At 67.1% G+C, this 16,492-nt stretch carries 11 protein-coding genes and 3 pseudogenes; 7 read left to right on the top strand and 7 right to left on the bottom strand.

Going from position 1 to position 16,492, the window contains the following annotated elements; all coding sequences use genetic code 11:
- Positions 1 to 4 precede the first annotated feature (4 nt).
- Genes OXS49_RS22845 through OXS49_RS22865 form a run of 5 tightly spaced genes read left to right on the top strand, consistent with a single transcriptional unit; the run spans position 5 to position 7,637 of the window.
- The gene (locus tag OXS49_RS22845) at positions 5 to 2,314 is read left to right on the top strand and encodes a cellulose biosynthesis cyclic di-GMP-binding regulatory protein BcsB (RefSeq protein WP_267426899.1); all 2,310 of its coding nucleotides are present in this window, start codon (positions 5 to 7) and stop codon (positions 2,312 to 2,314) included.
- Positions 2,311 to 3,423, top strand: coding sequence for a glycosyl hydrolase family 8 (locus OXS49_RS22850; protein ID WP_267426901.1), 1,113 nt, complete (start codon positions 2,311 to 2,313; stop codon positions 3,421 to 3,423). The genes OXS49_RS22845 and OXS49_RS22850 overlap by 4 nt, the downstream gene beginning before the upstream one ends.
- On the top strand, positions 3,408 to 5,288 hold the full coding sequence (locus tag OXS49_RS22855) for a hypothetical protein (protein WP_267426902.1): 1,881 nt from the start codon (positions 3,408 to 3,410) through the stop codon (positions 5,286 to 5,288). Before OXS49_RS22850 ends, OXS49_RS22855 begins: the two co-directional genes overlap by 16 nt.
- Positions 5,285 to 6,295, top strand: a complete 1,011-nt coding sequence (bcsN, locus tag OXS49_RS22860; protein ID WP_267426903.1) for a cellulose biosynthesis protein BcsN — start codon at positions 5,285 to 5,287, stop codon at positions 6,293 to 6,295. Before OXS49_RS22855 ends, bcsN begins: the two co-directional genes overlap by 4 nt.
- Before the next feature lie 7 nt (positions 6,296 to 6,302).
- Complete coding sequence (locus OXS49_RS22865; RefSeq protein WP_267426904.1) at positions 6,303 to 7,637, top strand: response regulator; 1,335 nt, start codon at positions 6,303 to 6,305, stop codon at positions 7,635 to 7,637.
- 135 nt (positions 7,638 to 7,772) lie between these two features.
- Here OXS49_RS22865 and terL read toward each other — a convergent pair whose 3' ends face one another.
- From terL to OXS49_RS22890, 5 genes and pseudogenes are all read right to left on the bottom strand, one after another.
- A complete protein-coding gene (gene terL, locus OXS49_RS22870; RefSeq protein WP_267426905.1) occupies positions 7,773 to 9,500 on the bottom strand; it encodes a phage terminase large subunit in 1,728 nt (575 codons plus the stop codon).
- Entirely contained in the window at positions 9,382 to 9,882 is a 501-nt protein-coding gene (locus OXS49_RS22875) for a DUF5681 domain-containing protein (RefSeq protein ID WP_267426908.1), read from the bottom strand. Before OXS49_RS22875 ends, terL begins: the two co-directional genes overlap by 119 nt.
- A gap of 361 nt (positions 9,883 to 10,243) precedes the next feature.
- On the bottom strand, positions 10,244 to 11,767 hold the full coding sequence (locus OXS49_RS22880) for a DNA modification methylase (protein WP_267426910.1): 1,524 nt from the start codon (positions 11,765 to 11,767) through the stop codon (positions 10,244 to 10,246).
- A 1,243-nt stretch (positions 11,768 to 13,010) separates the two neighbouring features.
- A pseudogene (locus OXS49_RS22885) lies at positions 13,011 to 13,289 on the bottom strand (transposase family protein); the annotation flags it as partial.
- A gap of 621 nt (positions 13,290 to 13,910) precedes the next feature.
- Positions 13,911 to 14,120 carry a hypothetical protein gene (locus tag OXS49_RS22890; protein ID WP_244006761.1) on the bottom strand — a complete coding sequence of 70 codons (210 nt, stop codon included), beginning with the start codon at positions 14,118 to 14,120 and terminating at the stop codon, positions 13,911 to 13,913.
- A 551-nt stretch (positions 14,121 to 14,671) separates the two neighbouring features.
- Between OXS49_RS22890 and OXS49_RS22895 the strand changes: the two genes are divergently transcribed.
- Positions 14,672 to 14,962 (top strand): hypothetical protein, encoded by a 291-nt coding sequence (locus OXS49_RS22895; RefSeq protein WP_267426911.1) that lies wholly within the window; start codon positions 14,672 to 14,674, stop codon positions 14,960 to 14,962.
- Between the two features lie 83 nt (positions 14,963 to 15,045).
- Here the strand turns inward: OXS49_RS22895 and OXS49_RS22900 are convergent.
- Positions 15,046 to 15,483 (bottom strand): annotated as a pseudogene (locus OXS49_RS22900) (hypothetical protein); the annotation flags it as partial.
- A 202-nt stretch (positions 15,484 to 15,685) separates the two neighbouring features.
- On the opposite strand from OXS49_RS22900, the gene OXS49_RS22905 reads away from it, so the two are divergent.
- Positions 15,686 to 15,964 carry a hypothetical protein gene (locus OXS49_RS22905; protein WP_244006764.1) on the top strand — a complete coding sequence of 93 codons (279 nt, stop codon included), beginning with the start codon at positions 15,686 to 15,688 and terminating at the stop codon, positions 15,962 to 15,964.
- 415 nt (positions 15,965 to 16,379) lie between these two features.
- Here OXS49_RS22905 and OXS49_RS22910 read toward each other — a convergent pair.
- Positions 16,380 to 16,492: pseudogene (locus OXS49_RS22910) on the bottom strand (porin family protein); the annotation flags it as partial.

Here is a 16,492-nt window from a genome sequence, read left to right on the forward strand (position 1 = left end):
TCCTATGCGCAACGGTCTCCGCCCGGCTCTCGCGGCCACCCTTCTCACCTGCGCGGCGGGGGCCTCGGCCCAATCCTTCTCGGGGACCGGACCGGCCCCGGTTCTGATGCTGCCCTCGACCGAACGGGCGGCGACCGTCACCCCGGTCGAGCTGGCTGCCGCCGCGCGGCCGGTTCCGGCCGGCGCAGCCGAGACCGGCCCGACCCTCCGCCGGCTGCCCGCGATCGCGGCGCCGATGCGGCTCTGGGGCGAGAACGGCCGCCTGAGCTTCCCACTCTACGTCACCGAGGCGGAGGCGCGGGCCGGTGGCCGGTTCCAGGTCGGCTACGTAGCCGCGGTCTCGATCCTGCCTGAGACCGCGCGGCTGACGTTCAGTCTCAACGGCATCGAACTGGGGAGCGCCGCCATTGACGGAGCCAGGGGTGCCCGCAGCCTCGGCTTCGACGTGCCGCCGGGGGTGATGTCCCGGGGCTTCAATCGAATCGACATCGCGGTGGCGCAGCGCCACCGCGTCGACTGCTCCATTCCTGCGACCTACGAGCTATGGACACAGATCGATCCCGCGACGACTGGCCTACTGGCGAGGTCCGAAGGGCCGTCCGATCCCGCCGACCTCCCGGCGATCCGGGGCGGACCCGACGGGGCAGTGCCAATCCGCCTGATCCAGACTGGTGAGAAGCTGAGCCTGCGCACCGTGGAGCGGGGACTCGCTGCGCTCCAGGCCACCGTCCTGGCCGGCCGGTTCATCCAGCCGGCGGCGGATTTCGGCCCGACCGCCGAGGATGGCGACGGGCTGGCGCTCGCGGTCGGTCGCGTGGCCGAACTCGCCGGGAGTGTTGATCTGGCGTCGCTCGGCCCTGTGACCGGGCCGCGCCTTGCGCTCCTGCCACGGACGGCGGAGCGCCGCCCCGTCCTGGTTTTGACCGGGCCGGAAGATGCCGATGTGACCGCCGCGCTTGCGCAGCTCAAGGAGCTGTCGCGGGCGGACCCACTCGGGACGCCACGAGGCCTGCGAGCGCTCGCCGATGCGGGTGGCCGCAGGGTCTCGGACGGGGAGACCCTCACCTTCGCGGAGCTCGGCATCCCCGACACGCACGTGGCCGCGCGCACCCATCGGATCGCCTTCGACCTCGCCCTGCCGCACGACTTCATGCCGGCGGACTACGACAAGCTGATCCTGGACCTGGACGCAGGCTACCCGGCCGGCCTCGCGCCTGGCGCCCAGATCGTCGTGGAGATCAACGGTGCGAACGCGGCGAGCGCGCCACTGGGTCGCCCGGGCGGAGAGGCGATGAACCGCCGCGCGGTGTTCCTGCCGCTGCGGCTGCTCCGTCCGGGTTTCAATCGGATCGCGATCCGCGCCGAGTTGCCGCGCACCGATGACCAGGCCTGCGCGGACGAGACGGGGGTCCCCACGGAGCGACTGTTCCTCGCCGGCTCGAGCCGCTTGACCATCCCGCCGCTAGCGCGGGTCGGCCGGCAGCCCGAGATCGCCGAGACCGTCGCCGAGGCCTTCCCCTACGCCGGCTCGGCCCGACGCCCGACCCTCGTCGTCCCGGCCCCGGATCGCGACACCATGGCGGCCGCGGCGACGCTCGTGGCACGACTCGGTCTCGCCGCCGGCCGGGTGCTGCCCTTCGCGTTCGCCGCTGGCCGCGCCGCCATAACCGGACCGACCGTCTTCGTGTCAACCGCTAGGACCCTGGACGGAACCGTCCTGACCGCAGCAGGCCTCGATCCGCAAGCCTTGCTGGACGCCTGGGCCGACCATGAGGCAGCACCGTCACGAGAGAGCGGCCCCGCGTTGCGGCGCCGCGTGCTGCGCACCGACGGCATCGCGGCCTGCAGCGCGCTGGCGCCCCCGCTACCCGAGGCCGTGGCCGAGGCTGCCGCCAAGCCGGACGGGAAGCGGGGGGTGCGGACGGGCGGTCCAGTCCTGGCGGAGGCCGCCGCCCTCATCGCGCAGGGTATTACCGGACCCGCCGAGGACGATCTGCTGACCTTGGTGACGGCCCCCACCGCCGCCAGCTTGCGGGAGGCGGTTGCGTGCCTCGTCCATCCACGGGTTTGGAAGCGGCCGGAGGGCCGCCTCACCGCGCTTTCGTCCATCGACGGCTCCGTGATCATCGAGGCTGCGGCGGAGCCCCGATACGTTGCCACGCTGCCACCCGCACCAGCCAATCTCCGCCGCGTCGCGGCCGGCTGGCTCTCTCTGCATGCCGGCCTCTACGGCCTGTTCGGCCTGCTGCTGGCGGGCGGTCTCGCTGGCTCAACTCAACTGCTCGTGCGCAACCTCGGTCGGAGATCGGAATGAGCGTCTTCGTGCGCGGCGGCGCCATCCTGAGGATGGTCATGAGCATCCTGGCCATGACGTTCCTGGCCGTGAGCTTGGCCGAAGCAGCGACGGCCGGCCCCGCGCCGCCTCTCGCCGGGGCTCTCGGCAGCGGCGAGGCGTGGCGCACCTACAAGGCCCGATTCATCACTGAGCAGGGCCGCGTGGTGGATACCGCCAACGGCGGCATCAGCCACAGCGAGGGCCAGGGCTACGGCATGCTGCTCGCCGTGGCGGCGGGCGACCGCGAGACGTTTGAGCGGATCTGGACTTGGACGCGGGCGAACCTGATGGTCCGCGACGACCAGCTTCTGGCGTGGCGCTGGGAGCCGGACAAGCGCCCCGCGGTCGCCGACATGAACGACGCCTCCGACGGCGACCTGCTTGTCGCCTGGGCGCTCACGGAGGCGACCGAGGCGTGGCACGATCCCTCGCACCGGGTTGCCGGCCGCCGGATCGCCGTCGAACTCGGGCGCAAGCTGATCCTGCCGCGCACCCCGCAAGGTCCGCTGATCCTGCCGGCGGTGGCAGGCTTCTCCGCCGAGGAGCGTCCCGACGGTCCGGTGGTCAACCTATCGTACTGGATCTTCCCGGCCTTGGATCGCGTCTCGCTGCTCGCGCCTGAATTCGACTGGAGCGCGCTGGCGCGCAGCGGGCGCCGCCTGCTCGCGGCCGCACGCTTCGGAGCCGGCCGGCTGCCGGTCGAGTGGGTCTCGCTGTCCGGGTCCGCGCCCCGGCCCGCGGCCGGGTTCCCGGTTGAGTTCGGCTACAACGCCCTGCGCATCCCGCTCTACCTCGCGATGGCGGGCGTCACCGATCCGGACCTTTACGCGCCGTTTCTCGCCCTGTGGCAGAAGCCCGACACCGGCCTGACCCTGATCGAGACGGATACGGGCCGGGTCGCGGCGCGGCTCACCGAGACCGGGTACGCCGCCATCCCGGCGCTCGCCGCCTGCGCGAGCCGCGGGGCGCCATTTCCGTCGGCTCTGATGCGCGTGCGAACCGACAGTGAGAACTACTACCCCGTCACCCTGCACCTGCTGGCCCTTGCGGCCCTGCGTTCGAGGTATCCGACATGCGCGCCGCGCTGATCCTCGCGGTCGCCTTGTTGGCCGGCGCGCCCGCCATCGCCGGGACGGCCGACGCCGCCAAGCCGGACGAGACCGCCCTGCGCTACTACGCGAGCCAGCATCAGCGCGCGCGAGTGGAGGCGGAGACCGAGCGGCTGCGACGGCGCTATCCGGGTTGGCAGCCGCCGGCCGATCTCTGGACCGCGCGCGCCGGTGGCGAGGATGAGGACGGGTTCTGGGACTTTCTCGCGGCCGGCCGCGATGCGGATCTCGGGACAGCGCTCGTCACCCGGGCCAAGGCTGAGCCGGGCTGGAAGCCATCGGCCGCGCTGCAGGCCGCCGTGGCTGCGCGCGCCCTGCGGCAGTCCTGTCTGTCCCTCGCCAGGACTGGCCGCTGGGCCGAACTCGCAATCTTCGCGGCGGGCCGCCGGTCCGAGATCGAGGCAGCCGACGCGGAGGTGGTCTGGGCCGCCGCCGAGGCCTACGGCCGGACGGAGCACCAGGGACTGGCCCTTGACCTGCTCCGCGCCGTGCTCACCGCCGGCCGCTTCGGCCCAGAGGAGCGGCGGGTCAGTCTCCTGCGGGCGATGCAGATCTTGCCGATGTCCGACGTCGACCAACTCGCCGCGCTCGGGCCCGCCCGGGACCTCGACGCGATCCGCGTGGATCTCGTCCGCGGACGCATCGGCGCGGTGCTCCACGACGAGGCCGGCCAGTCCGTACCGCCCGAGGACCTCGCCGTTTTCCAGGCGTACGCGGAGACCGCGCCCGACCCCGATCAAGCGGCGCTCGTGGCTTGGCTCGCCTTCAAGCGACACGACCTGCCCACCGCCCTCACCTGGTTCAAGCGCGCCATCGCCCGTGGCGGCGACGCCATGGTGGCGCACGGCCTGGCGCATACTCTGCGTCTCCTAGGCTTGCGCCGTGACGCGGAGGACGTAGCCTATGCGTGGCGCGAACCGCTGGTGAACAACACCCTGCTGTTCATCGATCTTCTCGAGGCGGATCTCACGCAGGAGGACCCGCCCGCTATCGAACCGGAACGCCTGAAGCGTTACGCCGAGGTCACCCTTGCCACGGCGTCGGGAGAGGGTGCGCAGGCGCTCGCCTGGTACGCTTACAACCGCTGCCAGTTCGACACGGCGCTCAGCTGGTTCCGGCGTGCCGTGGCGTGGTTCCCCAAGGAGGCTACGGTCTACGGCTACGCCCTGTCGCTGCGTCGGATGCATCAGGAGCGCACGTTTCTGGACGTCGTCAATCGTTACGACGGATTGTTCCCGCGGGTCGTCAGCCTCCTGTTTCAGTCAGCGGTCGGCCGACCGATGTCCTGCGAGACCGCCCCAACCCGGGTCGCCAGGACCGTCACAGGCCCTGTATCCGGCTATCTCGACCTCGCATCCCCGGTCGGAGCGGCGAAGAGCGGGCGCGTGCCGCAGCCCGACGAGGTCATCGCTAACCGTGCGTCGGCGGCCCCCGTGATCCGGCGCAGCGACTTTCCGGTCGCCGTGCTCATGGAGAACGACCTGCGCGCCGCGCCCACCAACAGTCCGGTCGCCGACGCGCACTGGTCCGACCGACCGCGGGGCAGGCCCCCGACTGTCGCCCGGCGCGTGCCCGGCATCGGGCCGATGCCTTACGAGCGCTACGGCTTCTCGCTGCTGCCGGCCTGGAACGGAGCCGAGCAAGCCAGTCAGCCCAGCGCCGCAGAGAGCCCTGCGCCACGCGGGACGCTCTGGGCGGACGAACGTGCCGCCCAGGCCGACGAGCCGGCGCGCGGCCAAGTACAGGCGCCTACAATCCCGGAGCGAGGCGCCCCGACGACGACCGGTTCAATCGGCGCGCCGCAAGTGATGCGTAACCAGATCGTGCGAGAGAAGGCCCTGTGACGCTCACCATTCGCACATCCCTGGCCCTGGCGTTGACCGCCCTCGCCCTCGGCGCCTGTACGGCCCGCGACGAGGTGCGCTCCTCATCAGGCGGTGCACGCTATGCCAGCCTGGACGCAATCGCGGACGGGCGGCGACACTCCGCGCGGGCGACCGCACCGGCACGGCCAGCCACGCCGGTCGTCGTCCTGCCGGACTGGATCGGTCGCCCGGTGCGCCTGCAGGAGCGCGACGCCGCAGACGAGTTCGAGCAATCCGTGTCGCTAAGCCTCGCGCCGCGCGGCGGAACACGGGAGAACCTCGTGCTGCTGCGCATGTCTCACACGGAAGCCGGCGCCGAGGTGGTGAGTGGGGATCTCGTTCCCGGCGGACGGCCGACCGAGGCCGGGATTCGCGCCGAATTGGTGGCGGCCTTCCCGGGCACGGTGATGCACGTCGTGCCCCACCCCGCCGCGAATGCCTACGGACCTTACGGGCTCGCGGTTGGACGGACAGCGGGGGGCGCCCGCTGCCTGTATGCCTGGCAATGGATCGCGGCGGCGCCGGAACTCGACCCGGCGTCCAGAGGGTCCGCCTCGCTATCGCTTCGGGTCAGGCTTTGTCGCGACGACATCCCGCTCGACGCGATGGCGGCGGCAGTGAACCAGATCAAGCTCGTGACGCGTTACGAGGGCTCTCCCGTGATCGGGACACCGGCTCCTCGCGCCCCCTCGGCGGCGCGCCGGCACGCGCGACCCCGCACCGTCGTCGGGTCGCCGGACCCGACACCAGCCGGGACCGCCGGGCAGGCCGCCACCTTGCCGGCGGGCCGGCGCTACCTGGGTATACCCGACGCGGCCGCAACTCCGGACGATGGGCAAGCCCTCCGGGATGCCGGACCCGGCCCGGCGGCGCTGAGCCGGGCCTTCGTCGGCGCCCAGCCCCCCGCTCCGGCCGAGGCGATCGTCGCGGACCTGCCGCCGGAGGCGCTCCGCGGCCCGGTCGCTCGTGCCGCGGCCCGCCCATGAGGACCGCATGACTGACCGAATCCTGCTGGTCGAGGACGACCCCGGTTCGCGCGACCTGATCGGCACCTTGCTCACGGCCCGAGGCTACGCGCTCGACAGCGCGGCCGACGGCTTCCTGGGGCTGCGCCAGTTGAGTGAGCGCCGCCACGGCATCGTGTTGATCGACTATCACTTGCCCGAGATGGATGGCTACGCCCTCGCGCGACTGATGCGCGAGATCATGGGCGTGCATGGCCACGTCCGACTCGTGGGGATCACGGCCGACCGCCACGGGCTCGCCTCCCGCCGCGGCGCGGACGCGCTGTTCGACGCGATCCTGGTCAAACCGATCGAGCCCGAGCTGCTCTACGCCACCCTCGACCGCCTGCGAGAACAAGATGAGCCGCCAGCGGCGCCGGTCGCCGTGGAGCTGCCGGCCGAGGCGCTCTGGCGCCGACGCGGAATGGCTGGACGACCGCGGGCCGTCCTGTACCCAGATCTCGGCGCCGAGGCCATCGCCGCCGTGAGCCACGCCTTTGTCGTCGGCCCCGTTGAGGACGCCGAGGTTATCCTGATTGGCGCAGAAGACGGCCTCGCGCAGCTCCGGGCCCTCCCAGCCGGCAGCCCCGGACATCTTCTGCCCGCCATCGACCTCACCGGTCGTTTCGAGCGAGGCTGCGACGTGACTTTCCGGGTGAACGACCCGAAGGCGTGGACTGGGCTGGCAGAGATCTGTCGCGCCTTTGGCGAGCGCCGCACGGGCCTCGCCGCGACTATCCGGAGTAGCGATGCAGCCGCCAGCCAGTTACTCGCCTGGCTTTATGTCGGTGAACGCAGCCTACCCTTGTCCGCCAATAGAGTGCCTGCAACCATCCTGGCGGCCGGGCTCGCACACAGCGCGGCGATGGCGGCTATACTGTCTCTGAAAGAGCAAGATCTGGTGGCATGCGAACCGGCTGAGGGTGGACTTTTGGTACGCCTAACCTCAGCCGGGCTATCTGCTGCGACGGCTGGCATGCCCGCCGCCGCGACCCTGTTGCCAGATTCCAACCCGGACCCAATCCGCGACCAGGAACGGGTCCAACGCCTCCGGGAGGCGATCGGCGCGGCTGAGGTAGAGCGCCTGACCGGTGATCTATGCGTGCGGATCGAATCTGCGTTCCCGACCGAGGCGACACGCCCGCTTATCGCGCAGGAAGCGCACGCACTGATCGCCATAGCCGGCAGCCTCGGCTATACGCGCTTGGCAACAGCGTGCCGGACCCTCGAAGCTGCCGCCTCGTCGGGAGCGGACGAGACGGCAGCCCTTCGACAAGCTAAGCTGGCGATTGCTGATGTTCTCCGGATGCGATCCGCCGCGTGAACCTCTGAACTCGCTGCGCCATGAACTGCATCTATGCGAATGGTCAGTTGCAGCTGATAACGTCCGCTTACGGAACAACGTCACAGCCAGCTGAATGACCGCGATGGGCGCAAAACAGAATGTCGGCTTTGCGCATCACCGGCGACGCGTCGGCCTTCCGCCTGGCCGATCCGGCGCCTCTTGCACTGGGACCGGCGTGCGGGCGCTGACGTGTTGTGTGACGCGTCCGTTTTCGATGGTCGTCCGGACGGGCTCGATGACGGGTGTTTCGGGTTCGATCGATACGACCTCGCTTTCCGGTCCGCTCCCGCGCGGGTTCCTGGGCGAGATGCTGTCGCGGCTTCTCCGTTCGAGCGGTCTGGCGCGGTTCAGCCAGTCCGTGAGGTGGTGCAGAGCATAGCTCGTCGCATCGACCTGATCGTCGTGGCGGCCATTCGGGAAGGCCAGTAGCTCCTTCTCATAGAGCGCGAGCCAGGGCGCCTCGTCAGGGAGGAATATGCGTCCCTCCGCAAAACGATCCGATTGCGCCTCGCAACGCGTGATCTTGTCGAACTTCGGCGGAAGCAACAGTGGCCTCAGTCTGGTCGTGCGACAGATATCCTGCTTCAAGGCGATCCCGAGCCCGGTCTTCTCGATCAGCGTAGCGTCGGCCTTCCAGTCCGCATGAAGCTTGAGCACGGCTTCCTTCAATTGATGAAACTCGAGGCGCTTTCGGACCACCTCGAGTAGATAGAAGTTTTGATCGTGCACACCCCACACGAGGCCGGCCGACCAGTCGCTGGCGTCTCCCTGGGTCGAAGCCGTGTCCCAGGAGACGACGATGCGCTCGAAGGTCCTCGGCCGATCACGATAGTATTGCAGCCATTCCCGTCTGATCAGGTTACCGCCGGCCGGCGTCGGTGCCTGCTGGTACTGAGCCTCGAAGGTCCGCGAGCCGAGTTCGCGCTTGAGGCTTTCGAGGATCTCGCGGGGTTCACGGTCGGATTGCAGGGTATCGTCGCAGAAACGCCAATGCACGTGGCCAGGACGGTCGCTGAGCTGGAACGCGCCGTCCTCTATGGCGATGGCCGGAAGGTGAACGACCTCCCAGTCTTCGCGCGATCGCTCGAGCAGATGGCCGCAGAGATCGTCTTCGTGCAAGCGCTGCATCACGAGGACGATAGCACCGCGCTGCTTGTCGTTCAGCCGCGAAACCAGCGTCCCCTCGTAATACTCGATCGCCCGGCGACGGTCGGCCTCCGAGGTGGCGCTCGCGGCCTTCATCGGATCGTCGAGGATGATGACGTCTGCACCGCGCCCGGTGAGAGCCCCCCCGAGCCCGAAGGCGAGACGTCCGCCCTTTTGCGAGGTCACGAGCTCGGTATCGCGCTGGCGGCGCGCGACCAGCTCGCAGCGCGGAAACAGCTCGCGGTACCAGTCGCTCTCCATGATGATGCGGGTGTCGATCGAATGCTTGCGCGCGAGATCGGCTGCGTAGGAGGCGCACAGGATGCGCTTGGTCGGATCGTGACCCAGGAGCCAGGCGGTGAAGGCGACCGAGACCGTGATCGACTTCATCGAGCGCGGCGGCACGTTGATGATCAGGCGGCGGACCTCACCCCGGGCCACCCGTCCAAGTTGCCATGCGAGATGCTCGAGGTGCCAGCTGTGACAGTACGGCGTCCCGGGATCGAGGGACCGAAAGGTCTTCTGGGCGAAGGCGGCGAGGTTCTGGCGCAACAGTGCCCGCAGGCGACGGCGAAGATCACTCACGATCGCCTCCCTCGTCGTCGCAGGGGATATCCGCAGCGTGCTCGGCGCTGTCACGTGCTTCAAAATCATGCGTGCGTAAAATTGCGAGATCTTCGGCGGTCGTTTCCTCATCCCTGTGCGCTTCACGGACATCGCCGAGCATACGAAAGACGACATCGAGGCAATCCTTGATCGCCTTGCGGTCGCCCTTGAACGCGAGCTCGGCCTGTTTCTTCATGAGGGCCTCGAGGCGGGGGATATGCCGCTGGCGCCCGCCCTCACCGATCTTCATCGTTTCCTCGAGCCACAGCGTCGTCACCATGGCTCGAATGGTTGCGCGGTTGAGGCTCCCCTTTGGTCGTCCCGCTGGATTGCCGCTCTGGCCCTTGACAAATTGAGACCGCTTTGGAGGACGGCCGTAGCCGACGCGCTCATCCTCGTCAGTGATATTGGATTGCGGGCCGATATGTGCGCGATCCACAGGCAGGATGTCGTCGTTATCGTGGCGGGACATGGCAACCTCCAGCGACGCGTCACGGCTTTCCATTGAGAAAGGACGTGACTGCGCCGGAATGCCGTTCCGCTGGGGAACGATGACGATGAACCCGCCAGGATAGCGGCTCGTCTTCCCGGGTACGTCTCGAATACGAAATCGCAATGACTTGCTGCGATGAGACGAAAATACCCTCTCGATCGCGCATTGTCAATCATACAGGCATATTATCGGCAATTTTTATGTCGATATTGTTGTTTTACATTAGCTAATACAATCAGATAGGCACGATTGTGCTATGGCCCGGAGCGATTCACTCTGGGTCATAGCATCTCATCGACGACGGTCGGGTCGAGACCAATGCGCGGCGCGCGTCGTGCGGCTACGAGCTGGGTCGGTTCAGTTGTTCCCGCACCCGCGGTCTGGCCGCCGCGAGCGGTGGCGTCGGCTCCGGGAACTGATCGACCGTCGCACTCGACTGCTCCTGCACGAGGCGAAGCTCATTCAGCTGGGCGAGCGTCAAACCAGTCTCGATGTGCCGGGCGCTCTGGCCGGTCATCGCCTCGAAGCGCCGGATCGCGATTTGGGCGTAGCGTGGCTCATACTCCACCGCCCGCACACGGCGACCGATCCGCTCGCCGGCGAGGATCGTGGTGCCCGAGCCCACGAAGGTGTCGAGGACCACGGCGTCGCGCTGGCTGACGTCCTTCAGTGCGTCGATCACCAACTGGATCGGCTTGACCGTCGGATGGTCGTTGAGGTCATCCATGCGTCCGGCACGGAAGGTGTTGGCGCCGGCATAGGTCCATACATTCGAGCGGTTGCGCCCGAACCGGCCCATCTGAACGTTGTCGCGATGCGGCTTTTCCCCGACTCGGAACACGCCGATCAACTCATGCTGGTTGCGATACAGACCGCCTTGTCCGGCGTTGGTCTTCACCCAGGTGACGAGGTTGAGATAAGCGCCATAGACACTCTCGCCGGCCTCGATGAGGTCGCGACAATGTTTCCAGTCGATACACACGAAGTGGACCGCGCCAGGCACCGAGACCCGGGCGGCGTTGCCGAGGGCCGCCTCCAGGAAGGCGACGAACTCCACCCGGCTCATCTCGCCCGAGGCGAAGGCGAACTCGGGATGCCGGCTGCGACCGCGCCCGCCGATCGAGCGGACCGGCACGTTGTACGGAGGGTCGAGAAAGGCGACCTCGGCCTGCTCACCGGACATGAGTCGATCGAGCAGGCCGGCGTCGCGGGCATCGCCGACGGCGAGGCGATGTTCGCCCAGAGCGAAGACGTCGCCTTGCCGGAGCACGATCCCACCGGCAGCGAGCGCCGGATCGATGGCATCGTCCGGCTCGGGGCCGCCATCCTCGAAGTCGATCACCAGCGTGTCGATTTCGGCGACTTCGAAGCCGGTGTCACTGAGAGTGAGACCGGCATCCTCGAACAACAAGGTCAGCTCGGGGATCTGGGCGGCCAGTGTCTTACGATCGAGGCGGGCATCGAGGCCGACGCGATTGTCGCTCAGTAGGAAGGCGCGCTTCTGTGCCTGCGACAGGTTGAAGACCTGAACCACCGGCATGCTCGCGTGACCCAGCGCCTTGGCTGCGGCGAGGCGGGCATGACCCGCGAGGACCATGTAGCGCTCGTCGATGATCGCAGGAGCCAGCTGCCCTGTGACCTCGATCGCGCGGCTCAGCTTACTCAGCTGCTGCGGCGAGTGGACCTGCACACGGTGCGGGTTCTCGAGGAGGGCACTCAAGGGAGCGAGCCCGTAGCGACCTTCCAGCCCGGAACCGATGGCCAGGCGCGGCGCCTCGTCGAGGGCGATCGTGTTGGCGTTCGCTACACTGGATGAGAGGTCCGCTACCGCGACGGCAGGGCCAAGTTTTTCTCTACGTGACATCGAAGCCTCCAAGCCTGTGACAAGGTTGGAGACCGAAGCTCGGAGGGATGGTCGTCAGCGCGCAGTCATCAGTTGGCGAACGACCGACAGGGGTCGTACGTGCCAAACCGATGCTGCCTAGGGCTGATGCGCCCTGCGCTGCTTCGAGTTCGTGATGTCCGCGAGCAGACGACCACCATCTCGTGGCGATCGGTCCCCGGGACCGCGATAATCGGGAACGGGACCCGATCGCGGCAGCCATTTGAATGCCGGATCGCCGCGGGAAACGCAACCCGATCGTGTTACCCAGCTCGGAATGAACAGGTCATCGAGGTCGGCCGTGTCTGCGCCCTCGGGTAAACGATCCCGATAGACCCCCAGCAAAAAAATTAAGGACGACGAGGGCGGATTGATAGCATCTGCTGGCTCGGCGCTTCGGTGTCTCGGATCTTTCAACCCACGGCACCGGCGGAAATGCAAGATTTTGTATTCCACGGAGCGCCAGATCGAACCGGCCGAGCCGAACACGCCAGACTTATGGAAATCGAAAAAATCGCTGTATTTTTCGCTGGTGCAGGGATCTGCGCCAGTTGGAGACTGGTTCGCGCCTGACTGCCCGCACCACCACTTACTTTTCGCTCGAGAAAGGCAAGTGGTGGCAATGAGTTACGAGATAGCTCCCTAGCCTTTCTCACCAAATCTTCCATCTGGCGGGTGGATTTCTCCCCACCCGAAGCGCGCGGCACGAGTTCGTTCCTTCGTACGATTCCTTTGTCGTTATGGTGTGGTCCAAGCACACGCCGCACCACTCGCACTGCACGCCGGATACCCACGCTTGGTCACCCGGCGCAACTTGGGCAAATGCGTGGACCAAGGTACGCTTAGCTTCGATGCGCCTACAAATTTAGCATGCGACGAAGAGGCGCGCAGTATGCGCCCCGTTGCATGAAGCGCCGCTTCGACGCTGACGGGGCTCCGAACATCCACGACGATAGGCCCGCTGCCGGATCGACTCCATTGATCGAGCCGGCCCGCACCGGACCAACGAGATGTCGAATGGGGACGTCGGATCCACATGCATCGAGCTGGCAAAGGTGCGATGCCGCGATCGAGGTGCTGCAACCGTAGGAAGCCACGACGGAAGGAACCGAGCGACACGCCCACGAAATCATCTCCGGGTGGTCGTCCAAGCATAAGGAACTCCCGCAGCACCTGATCGGCGGCTGCCGCTGCACCTGCGCCTCTTTCCAACGCGCATGATGGGGAAGCGCTCGGCGAAGACTTTCCGCCCGCAGGCAACCTCGTTGCACCGGAAGCGCCGCACCATCACGTGCAGTTCGACGCGCCGACCACCGAGCGGCAGGTCGACGGCACGGCGCTGGTAGCGGCTTTGGGTGCGACGTGAAGAGGTCCGGCAGTCTGGGCAAGTGGCTGTCGTAGACCCGGACCTCACGACCGCACCGATCCGATCGACGCGGACATCGAGGTGATCGACGACGAATCCGGCAGAGACGAGGTTCGACGGCCTGAAATGAGGGCGCATGCTGCGGCTCCATCGTGGATGTCCGCAACCTCAACGCCGTTGGCATCAGCCAGAATGAGTCAGAGCCACCGTTGCACGCCCAAACGCAGGTCGACGGCGTGATCTACCGTTTGGAGGGGTGAAGGACCGTCACCGCACAACTCGTCCCGCACGACCGGTCGCAAGAATTCCTCCGGGATCGATTCGGCTAGAGTCGCCTGCTGCTGGTAGGAGGCGGGCTGACACTTCAGCCAAGCAAGCCCTCGAAGCGCCCGCGATCGGATCAGCCGATGACTGGGAGTAACGGGGGAATGAGCTGGGCACTGGTCAGCCGCTGATCGAGATCGGCGCTACCCGATCCTCGGTTCAGCGGCACCAAGAGGCAGCACCACACCACCGGATAGGAGCACGATCGATAGCGCCGGTCGTGACAGGATCTACAGACGGCAGGTGCGCCACGGCTGGTTCTGCGGGTCGATTGGCTTCCACCAGCATAGCCGCCGAAAAGCAGCAGAGACCTAGAACGGCGATCCAGAAGGCGCCTTTTAGGGTTCGAAGCGTTCGCTTGGGCATGGCGGCGATGCTGGGGGCTATCAGTTAGCGAACCCTTGCGCCGCTCAACTGCTACGAGAACTGCTTGCATCAAGCGGATCGCAAGGATCCCATCTGCAGCCGCTCCGCCTCCTCCCGCCACGCATCCCGCTCGTCCTGTACTGCCTCGATGCGGGCATGCAGGTGGCCGGCGTCGACCGCGGTCTCCATCGGCATGTCCTGGGCGGTCGCGAGCTGCTGGCGTAGGTCGGTATTCTCGGTCGCCAGGGCGAGGAGAAGGGCAGCCAAGTCCTCGCTCATCCAGGCCCCACGCCGCCGCAAGGCAGCGCGTCTAGCCGGGCTCAAGCTTGGCCGCAATCGCGTCCGATCATCGCGACTGCACCGGCGAGGCCGCACCGAGGCCGAGGGGTGTCAGGCCCCGGTGCTGCTCTTCCGGCGCGCGGCCGAAGCCGATCGCTGGGGGCATGGTGGCGCAAGGCGGTTAAAGGTTCTTGTATGCGGTGGAGCGGGGGAATCTCGCGGCAGCAGGTGGGAGCTATGTTCGACCCAGGCAAGTACTGCGGAATGAGGCGTTCTCGTCGCCGGATCCGACGCTTGATGCGCAGCTCCAGAGTCGACTTAGTAAGAATTCTCTTTCGATCGACGTACAAATGTCGTTGAATTCGAGCATAGCGAGCGAAGCACGAGCGGATTTAGGCGCATATACTGATACGAGTTGGGCGACATATAGCCAAGCTATGCTACTCATACATCCAGATAACTAATTTTGCTGGGTTGTGTCTGTGACTATTAGCAATTTGCGCCGACCGTTCCTCCTTGGGGGGCCCGTCGCTCTGATCGTAGCGCTGCTGGTGGCTGGATCAGCCCAAGCCGGCCTCGCCAACGCCTTTCGCATCGTGCTGCAGAAGGGCAGGCACTTCGACCCGACCGATCTGTTCCTGCGCCAGGGTGACACCATCACCCTCGTCAACGGGGACGACAACGCCGTCCACCACGCCTTCATCGAGGCTGATCGGTTCGCGTTCGACGCTGGCGATCAGGAGCCTGGCAAGCAGGCCACTTTGACCCTCAAGGAGCCCGGCGACTTCATCATCCAGTGCGGCATCCACCCGAAGATGAAGCTCACTATCCACGTGCAGTAGGCATTCCTGCAGGCGCCATCCCCGGGCGCTGTCTCGTAAATCACCGCCAGTTTGGCGAGTTCGGGGAATTGCTGGCCCGTGTCGAACAGGGCCTCGTGCCCGAGATAGTACAGCTTCAGGAAGGCAGCGAGAGCACCACCATAGTACGCGGGCGCCCAGGCGGCGTCGCGCGCCCGCACTGTCGTCCGGGCATCATCCGCCGCGATCCCGAGCAGCATCACGATTATGCCGGAGTGCCCGATCGCGTCCACCTTACCGAACTCGAAGATCGCCGAGACGAAGATCCCCGTCAGGATCAGGGCCGCTACACGCCGCACCAGAGGCGTCCGGACCAGGGCGAAGGCCAAGGTGAACTCAATGACACCGGCGGCCTGCATGAACAGTTCAGGCGTCGCGCCCATGGTCATCTGCGGCTTGGCGGCGAGCAGCGGATCCGTCCACTGCGGGTAGGCCCACTTCTCGACCGACGCCCGCAGCAGCGTGACGGCGGCGGTCCAACGGACGATGTCGAGGGGGCGTCGCAAGCGATCGCCTGTTCCTCAAGGGCGGCCCTTCGTTTTTGAAGCACACGCTTCAGTCAGCCCGGCCAACTCGGATTTTAATCCGCGCCGCCGCGTGCCCGGTGGCACGTCACGGAGACAAGGCGCTACCCACCTACGGATCACACGGGACGCGACGGGGCCGGACAGGCTGGCCCAGCCCCCGAGGAGATCAAGAAACGCCATGACGACGACCCGCTACTCCGCGCTGGCCGCCGCCCTCGCCTTCACCGTCGCTGCGCTTTCGCCAGCCGCAGCCAGCCCGCGTCCCACCGCCTGGACTGGTCTTCAGCTCGACGGCGTCGAGGCCACCGGTTCGCTCGGTGCCCCGGCCGGCGGCCTATTCGGATACGACAACAACCCGGTGACTTGCCCGATGAGCTCGGCCGCCGAGGGCAACGCGAACCAGCAGCACTTCCCCGTCAAGCAGTACGGTCAGACCACCGGCGGCAACCGCTGCTGATGAAGCTGAAGCCTGTTTCTTACGCGATGATTGGCCTTTTCGCCTTCGCCTTGGGGGCGACGGCTTTGGGCTCGGCGCGGGCGCTGCTCGGCCTCTGACACGCGGGTAGTTGAGCGTTCGCCAATCCGATGAAGTCCCGCCCCCACCCTCAGGGGCGGGCCGTCTGCGTTTATCAGGCTCGCGCTGTCTTGAGCCTAGCCACTCAGCCTCCGGGCTGGATCGGCCAATGAAAAACACCCCAGGAGCGGGGCTCCCAGGGCGCTGCCGATCGAGCGGCCAGTTTGATCAGGCTGGGTATGCGAAGGTCAGCCGGATGGCTGCTCTTCGACGGCGGCGAGCGGTGGGGAGGACCAACTACCCCTCGCCCGCCACCGTGTTCTCCCGGCATGATGGCCGGGAGCAGCGCGACCGGATCTTAGTACGAGCCGAACTTGTAGTTCAGGCCGGCGCGGACGACGGCGAACTCGTCGTCGCGGCGACCGACACCGCTGGTGACGACCGGGAAGTTGTTGGCGGCGTTGATGACGA

It is taken from the genome of Methylobacterium sp. GC_Met_2 (genome assembly GCF_026540795.1).
Taxonomy (GTDB): domain Bacteria; phylum Pseudomonadota; class Alphaproteobacteria; order Rhizobiales; family Beijerinckiaceae; genus Methylobacterium.

Bases quoted from the DNA above. Each gene is read 5' to 3' on its own strand.
- OXS49_RS22845 (WP_267426899.1), top strand. From the start codon at position 5: ATGCGCAACGGTCTCCGCCCGGCTCTCGCGGCCACCCTTCTCACCTGC.
- OXS49_RS22850 (WP_267426901.1), top strand. From the start codon at position 2,311: ATGAGCGTCTTCGTGCGCGGCGGCGCCATCCTGAGGATGGTCATGAGC.
- OXS49_RS22855 (WP_267426902.1), top strand. From the start codon at position 3,408: ATGCGCGCCGCGCTGATCCTCGCGGTCGCCTTGTTGGCCGGCGCGCCC.
- OXS49_RS22865 (WP_267426904.1), top strand. From the start codon at position 6,303: ATGACTGACCGAATCCTGCTGGTCGAGGACGACCCCGGTTCGCGCGAC.
- terL (WP_267426905.1), bottom strand. From the start codon at position 9,500: ATGAGGAAACGACCGCCGAAGATCTCGCAATTTTACGCACGCATGATT.
- OXS49_RS22875 (WP_267426908.1), bottom strand. From the start codon at position 9,882: ATGTCCCGCCACGATAACGACGACATCCTGCCTGTGGATCGCGCACAT.
- OXS49_RS22880 (WP_267426910.1), bottom strand. From the start codon at position 11,767: ATGTCACGTAGAGAAAAACTTGGCCCTGCCGTCGCGGTAGCGGACCTC.
- OXS49_RS22890 (WP_244006761.1), bottom strand. From the start codon at position 14,120: ATGAGCGAGGACTTGGCTGCCCTTCTCCTCGCCCTGGCGACCGAGAAT.
- OXS49_RS22905 (WP_244006764.1), top strand. From the start codon at position 15,686: ATGACGACGACCCGCTACTCCGCGCTGGCCGCCGCCCTCGCCTTCACC.